Source organism: Corynebacterium tuscaniense DNF00037 (assembly GCF_000759055.1).
GTDB lineage: Bacteria > Actinomycetota > Actinomycetes > Mycobacteriales > Mycobacteriaceae > Corynebacterium > Corynebacterium tuscaniense.
The window spans coordinates 26,822-33,411 of sequence record NZ_JRNG01000037.1 but is presented as its reverse complement, the minus strand read 5'-3'; the positions used below and the strand labels follow the sequence as shown (position 1 = coordinate 33,411).

The 6,590-nt window shown below is 59.1% G+C and carries 9 protein-coding genes; all 9 read right to left on the bottom strand.

The window, feature by feature from the left end:
* Positions 1–56 precede the first annotated feature (56 nt).
* A complete protein-coding gene (gene rdgB / locus HMPREF2129_RS08165) occupies positions 57–680 on the bottom strand; it encodes an RdgB/HAM1 family non-canonical purine NTP pyrophosphatase (protein WP_034665314.1) in 624 nt (207 codons plus the stop codon).
* 8 nt (positions 681–688) lie between these two features.
* A complete protein-coding gene (rph, locus tag HMPREF2129_RS08160; RefSeq protein ID WP_034665285.1) occupies positions 689–1,426 on the bottom strand; it encodes a ribonuclease PH in 738 nt (245 codons plus the stop codon).
* 24 nt (positions 1,427–1,450) lie between these two features.
* Positions 1,451–2,227, bottom strand: a complete 777-nt coding sequence (locus HMPREF2129_RS08155; RefSeq protein WP_034665284.1) for an MBL fold metallo-hydrolase — start codon at positions 2,225–2,227, stop codon at positions 1,451–1,453.
* A gap of 89 nt (positions 2,228–2,316) precedes the next feature.
* Positions 2,317–3,114: a glutamate racemase gene (gene murI, locus HMPREF2129_RS08150; RefSeq protein ID WP_034665281.1), complete on the bottom strand. Its 798-nt coding sequence runs from the start codon at positions 3,112–3,114 to the stop codon at positions 2,317–2,319.
* Between the two features lie 76 nt (positions 3,115–3,190).
* On the bottom strand, positions 3,191–3,709 hold the full coding sequence (locus HMPREF2129_RS08145) for a MarR family winged helix-turn-helix transcriptional regulator (protein ID WP_034665279.1): 519 nt from the start codon (positions 3,707–3,709) through the stop codon (positions 3,191–3,193).
* Positions 3,710–3,887: 178 nt separating this feature from the next.
* Complete coding sequence (locus tag HMPREF2129_RS08140; RefSeq protein WP_084576700.1) at positions 3,888–4,658, bottom strand: rhomboid family intramembrane serine protease; 771 nt, start codon at positions 4,656–4,658, stop codon at positions 3,888–3,890.
* An 8-nt stretch (positions 4,659–4,666) separates the two neighbouring features.
* Positions 4,667–5,689: a P1 family peptidase gene (locus HMPREF2129_RS08135; protein ID WP_232218129.1), complete on the bottom strand. Its 1,023-nt coding sequence runs from the start codon at positions 5,687–5,689 to the stop codon at positions 4,667–4,669.
* 1 nt (position 5,690) lies between these two features.
* Positions 5,691–6,230 (bottom strand): DUF2017 domain-containing protein, encoded by a 540-nt coding sequence (locus HMPREF2129_RS08130; protein ID WP_034665276.1) that lies wholly within the window; start codon positions 6,228–6,230, stop codon positions 5,691–5,693.
* Positions 6,231–6,258: 28 nt separating this feature from the next.
* Positions 6,259–6,585 carry an ATP-dependent Clp protease adapter ClpS gene (clpS, locus tag HMPREF2129_RS08125; protein WP_084576706.1) on the bottom strand — a complete coding sequence of 109 codons (327 nt, stop codon included), beginning with the start codon at positions 6,583–6,585 and terminating at the stop codon, positions 6,259–6,261.
* Positions 6,586–6,590: the final 5 nt, after the last annotated feature.

Sequence of the window (6,590 nt, the reverse complement as noted above, 5' to 3'; positions counted from 1 at the left end):
AAAACCGACCACGACAGGCCGGCACGTGACACACTTTTTGCTACGCACCCCTCGCTTTAGGCTCCCACCAGTGCGGCGATCGCGGGCGCAAGCTCGCGCAGTGCTTTGCCGCGGTGGGAGCGTTCGTTCTTCTCCTCCGGGCTGAGTTCGGCGGAGGAGCGGCCGGGGCAGTCAGCTGGTTCAAACAGAGGGTCGTAGCCGAAGCCATTTTCACCGCGGGGTTCGCGGAGCAGGGCTCCTTCCCAGCGGCCTTCCGCCGTGGTCTCACGGGGTTGTCCGTTGGCTGTCAGGGCGGCGGGGACCACGAGGGCGCAGCACGAAACAAAGGCGGCGGTACGGTGCTCGATGTCGTTCATCTGCGCCAACAGAAGGTTGTTGTTGGCCTGGTCATCGCCATGGGTGCCGCACCAGCGTGCGGACAGAACACCCGGCATGCCGTTGAGAGCGTCAACGGCGAGGCCTGAATCATCTGCAACGCATGCCAGTCCCGTGGCGGTGGCACCTGCGCGTGCCTTGATCAGGGCGTTCTCCGCAAACGTTAAACCTGTTTCAGCGGGTTCCGGATACGGCTCCACATCCTTGAGCGAAACAAGTTCCACACCCTCAATGGCGCATTCCGCTAGGACAGCTTCGAGCTCGTGGAGTTTCTTCGCGTTACCGGAGGCAACCAGGATTTTCAACGGTGTGTTTACCACCCCAGTGCCGCCTTCTGTGCGGTGATGAGTTCGTAGCAGCCTTTCTCCGCGGAGTCGAGCATCGCGTTGAGCTGGTCTCGGCCGAACAGGCCGTGTTCACCGGTGCCTTGCACTTCGACGAAGTTGCCGGACTCTGTCATCACAACGTTTAGGTCCACCTCTGCGCGGGAGTCTTCTTCGTAGGGCAGATCAAGGCTCACTCGGCCGTCCACAATGCCCACGGACACAGCGGCCACTGGTGGTTGGAGGGGCTCGCCTGGAACGAGGTCGCGCTCCTTGAGGTAGGCGATCGCATCAGCCAAAGCAACGTAGGCACCGGTGATGGAGGCAGTGCGGGTGCCACCGTCGGCTTGCAGCACATCGCAGTCGATCTGGATGGTGTTCTCTCCCAGCTGCGACAAGTCAACTGCTGCGCGTAGGGATCGGCCCACCAAGCGGGAAATCTCGTGGGTGCGGCCCTTGACCTTGCCTCGCATGGATTCACGGGGCATGCGCTCATGGGTTGCTGCCGGCAGCATGGAGTACTCGGCGGTGAGCCATCCTTCACCAGTGTCTTTCTTGAACCGGGGCACGCCCTCTTCAGCGGAGGCGGTACACATCACGCGGGTGTTGCCGAATTCGACGAGGACGGAGCCTGCAGGATTCGTCGTAAAGCCACGCGTAATGCGCACTGGACGCATTTCATCGAGCGCGCGACCGTCAGCACGGACAAAGGATTTTTCTTCAGTCATGCCACGAGCCTACAGGCCACGGGTTTAAACTTCGTAGACATCCTTTGCGCAGCCCAACACAACCTCACCATCAAATTCCGCCCGCGCGGCTTCCAGTGTCGCAGACTTGTCAGACCACGGCTGTATGTGCACGAGAACGAGCTTATTCACACCTGCTTCCCGTGCGAGCCGGCCGGCTTCCTGCCCAGACATGTGCATGCCGGGTGGGGTGTCCGCTGTAGCAGTAGGCCCCCATGCTGCTTCGCAGAGGAAAAGGTCAGCCCCACGCGCAGCTTCAACGAGCGCAGGCGTGTAAGCCGAATCGCCAGAATAGGCAATCACACTGCCAGTGTCCTTAGACTCCACGCGCAAGGCATGGGATTCCACCGCTGGGTGCAGTACCGCGAACGGTGTGACCGTCACTGCATCAATGTGTATCGGCTGACCTGAGACCCAGGCCCGTACGTCGAAAGTATCCGACAGGTCATCAATCTCATCCGGACCATTCGCCCCCATCCGGCCCAAATGTTCCGCCGCGTAACTCGGCCCATATAGCATATGGCGCCGTATTGCGGGGGCTGTGGGATGGTAGCGCCGCCACACGCACAGCGAGGCGGTATCAGAGCAGTGATCAGCGTGAAGGTGACTGAACAGCAGATGCGTATCCGAGGGATCGCCGACTTCCTGCAACGCCGCCAATGCGCCTGGCCCAAAATCCATGAGAATTCCCGGGTCCCCCTCGCGCGCATTGATTAGGTAGGACGATCCGGGGTTGCCCGGGGCCGCGAGCGACCCTGTGCATCCGAGAACAGTCAGTTTCATGCGATCACTGTGCCATGGAACTTAGGAAATACCTAAACATAGGGCGCAAATGACCTGCCATGATGCCCAGCTGACATGGGGTAAATCACTTATAGCTTCTCATGTGACACGGCCTCCACGTGAGGTCCGAGGAAGCGTGTGGCAAGACGATTAAAGGTTTCCGGGTCCCCCGTGGACTCAAAAACCCGAGTGGGCTGGTGGCTTTCATCTGCGAACATGTCGTTTTCTGTGAGGATGCGCAGCACATCTTTCGCGGTTTCTTCAGCAGAGGATACTAGGGTGACATCCTCACCAATAGCTAACTGAATAACGCCGGAGAGCAACGGGTAATGGGTGCACCCTAGGACGAGGGTGTCCACCCCCGCAGCCTGCAGCGGCTCCAGGTAGCCCTGAGCCACACCAAGAATCTGCCGGCCCGAAGTAATGCCGCGTTCCACGAACTCCACGAAAGCTGGGCATGCCGCGGCGGTCACCTCAACGGAAGGCGTCAGATTAAACAGGTCTTGGTAAACGCCGGAGCGGATCGTAGCTGCCGTGCCAATCACGCCAACTTTGCCGTTACGAGTGGTGGCCACCGCGCGACGCACGGCCGGTTTGATTACCTCAATTACCGGCACGTTGTAGCGTTCACGCGCATCATGCAGAAATGCTGCGGAGGCAGTGTTGCAGGCAATGACGATCATCTTGCAGCCGCGTTCGACCAGACCATCCGCGATCGCCATCGCATGTTCACGCACCTGTGCCAGCGGCTTCGGCCCATAAGGCCCGTTCGCCGAATCCCCGATGTACAGCACCGATTCTTGTTGCAACTGATCCATGACCGCGCGGGCCACAGTCAGTCCCCCAAAACCAGAATCAAAGATGCCAATTGGCGCATTATTATCCACGCAGAAAAGTGTACCGCCCCACGGTGAGGGCGGTACGAGAAGCTAATTTCTTATCGACGAATCCTCAGCTCAACCCCTACGCCACGCTGGCGTTCTCCGGCGCCACTGCTACATCGTTGAGCCCCGGCTCAGCGACGAGCGCGGAATTCATGCGAGCAAAAACATGAGCAAGCTGCTCCAACTCAGCGCTGTTGAGGTTGTCAAAGAGAACGCGGCGCAGCTCAGCGGTGTGGCCTGGCAGAGCCGACTTCACAGTCTTTTCGCCTTCCGGGGTAAGGGTGGCAAACGTTGAACGGCCATCATTTGGGTCCGGAATACGAACAACGAGGCCCTTCTTTTCCAAACGCGTGACCACGCGCGACAGGTGGGATAGAGACATCGCCGTTGCCTCGGACAGGTCTGTCATGCGGCGCGATTTGCGCTTGGACTCTGCAATCTTTTGCAGTGCATGAAACTCAAAATAAGCGACACCAGCATCACGCTTCAGCTGTGCGTCGAGAAAAGCCGGCAGCTGCATTTGCACGGTCCAGAAACGGGACCATACGTCAGCTTCATGGGCAGAAAGGCCACCAAGTTGTGCATTCATGTTGCTCATGTAACTAAGAATAACTTAAGTCTAAGAAAATTCATAGTTTCAGGCGAAATTTCTTAATTTATGCAGGGAAATACCCCCATTTGGCGTAGGGAGTCACTAGTAACTTAGAAGAACTTATGTTCCATATTGATCAAAACGAACAGTACACAGCACAAACTTAATCCATTTAGATAGTTGTCTACATATTATTTCGCGCGGACTGCTTAACCGCTTTCTTCTGCTGCTTGCGGGCTGCCAGTGCTGGCGGATCATCGGAGGTAATGAAGATACCGGCGGCGATTCCACCAAGTGCCCCAAAGAGATGCGCCTGCCAGCTCACCCCTGGGGTCAACGGCAGAACACCCCACACCAAACCGGAATACGACAGACCCAGAAAAACACCAAGCACAATCTGCGAAGCAGAGCGATTGAAAATGCCACGAACAAGCAGGTACCCCAGCCAACCGTATACCAACATGGATGCGCCGATATGGTTCGTACCAATACCGCCTAACAGCCACACGCCAAGACCCCCGATACCAACAACAAAAGCGGTGACCTCCCAAAACACTCGGCTACCGGAATAACCAATGAGGAAAGCGAAGATCGCCCCCGGAACCGTATTGGACATGAGGTGCTCAAAATTTGCGTGCAGGATCGGTGAGGTGAAAATGAAAGGCAAAGACGAAGTGTCCAATGGATGGATGCCAAACGCGGTTAAGACGCCACCAAATAGGAACACGTTGATAATGTGCACTGCCCAAATGAGCGCCACATACCCCGTCGCATACACCAACCCCAGGCGCATCTGGCTGCCGCGGGATTTCTGCCGCGGATGACGCGGCTGCGTGGGCTGACCGGGATAGGACGGCCTGTTTGGCAGACCACCGTAGGGCGCGCCATACGGGTTACCGTGCTGGTTGCCGTATTGGTTGCCGGGGTATGGGCCGGAAGGGGAAAAATTGCTCATGGTGCGGTTTAGCTTAATGGGTTTGGTGAAAGGATGTCGGCCCAGGCCGTCACGCCGTAACCCGACTCAGCGGAAGCGACTGCATCTACAATCGCTGCTTCCACGCAGCGGGCAGAGGCATCACACAGGGTGTACAGGAGCTCTGGGTCGGGGATGGTGGTGGGGGTTTCCTGTGCCGTCGATAAGCAAAAGAGCGTGTCTCCGTCGAGCGGTGAGTGCGCGGGACGCACGGCGCGTGCCAGGCCATCGTGGCCGGTCATGGCCAGGCGCTCAAGCTGCGCGGGCGGCAACGGGCAGGTGGTGGCCACAACACCGATGGTGGTGTTCAACTTCGGGGTGAGGCGCTCCAACTGGGCGAAGGCCTGCGTGTCCACCGGCGGACGGGTGGGATCGCCGTAGAACCTGCCGGTAGCTGGGTCAATGGGGCTGCCTAACGGGTTGGCCACCACCGCGGCAGCGATGGTGTACTCGTGGTCTCCATCACCGCTTTTCACTGTGGTTTGTGCTCGACCAAATCCACCACGGAGCACACCGGCCAAAGCGCCGCAGCCGGCCCCGACCGAGCCGGAGGTATCCGCAGGTTCACCATCGAGGGCCGCGCGGACGGCTGCCGCACCATCCTCAGCGCTGGGTCGGTGGTTCGGGTCGCCCACGATGAGATCAAAGATGACGGCGGCAGGCACGATGGGCACGCGCGGGCCTGGATTATCTTCACCGAAAACGGGGAAGCCAACGCCACGGGCTTCCAGCTCCCGCATAGCACCGTCGGCAGCAGCAAGCCCAAAGGCGGATCCACCTGCAAGCACCACGGCATGCACCCGTTCAACGCTGTTGTGCGGATCCAGCAAGTCCGTCTCACGGGTGCCGGGCCCGCCCCCGCGCACATCCACAGCACCCAATGCACCGGCACTATCCGTGGACACGATCGCGGTGACTCCGGTGTCCCCCAAAGAACAATGACCGAGCTTCAGGCCCGGCACGGAAAACTCAGACACGACCGGCGTGATGTGCCACGCTGCCCCCGTAGCCACGTCACTCCCCCATCAAGGCTTCCAGCAGTGAATGCTGGCAGTAGGCGAGCCATTCCACCAGGTTGGCTTGGTCCTGCTCCGCAGCTTCCGTCGGCGCTTCTGCTGCCGAGACGTACAAGCGCATGTCATTGAGTGCTGCGATGAACTGTTCGGCCTCATGTTCCTCGATGGTGACGGCAACGCCACCGGTGGGACCCAGCGCGGCATTAACCACCTGCAAGTTAGTCAGCTTCGCCTTGATGATGTCCGTTTCATGCAGGGAGCGCAGCAGAGCATTATCGCCATCGAATTCCTCATCCCCCTCGCGCTCGAAATCCGGGAGAAGACGAGCCAGGGAGGGATCAGTCGGCGCTTCGGTGTGGCCGGCGGCCATGCCCATCATCTCCGCCAGCTCATCCTTCGGCGCGGACTGTGCACGCTGGATCAGTGCTTCGGAGACGGTGGCGGTAAGGTCACCGATCACTTCACGCTCCATCGGATCAAACACGGTGCTAAACCGCGGGCTCCGCATGAGCCCTTTCTTGCGCCGCCACGGCTGCATGTTGTCTGTCCTCTCTTTAAAGCCAGTCTTAGCCGGCCTGCTGCATGGTTGCCCATAGGCCAGCGGTGTGCAGCTTCTTCACATCACCTTCGACCTTATCTTTTTCACCTGAGGAGACCACGGCCTTACCTTCTGTATGCACCTGCATCATCAGCTCCTGTGCACGCTTGCGGCTATAGCCCAGCACGGTTTGGAACACGTAGGTGACGTAGCTCTGCAGATTCACCGGGTCATCCCACACGATGCACATCCACGGCAGGTTTTCTGCTGTTTCAACATTGATCTCAATCGCTTCGTCCAACTCGGGCGTAGCCATGGGGGATCCCAAGCGGACCTCATGTGTGACACCGTTCATGGCGC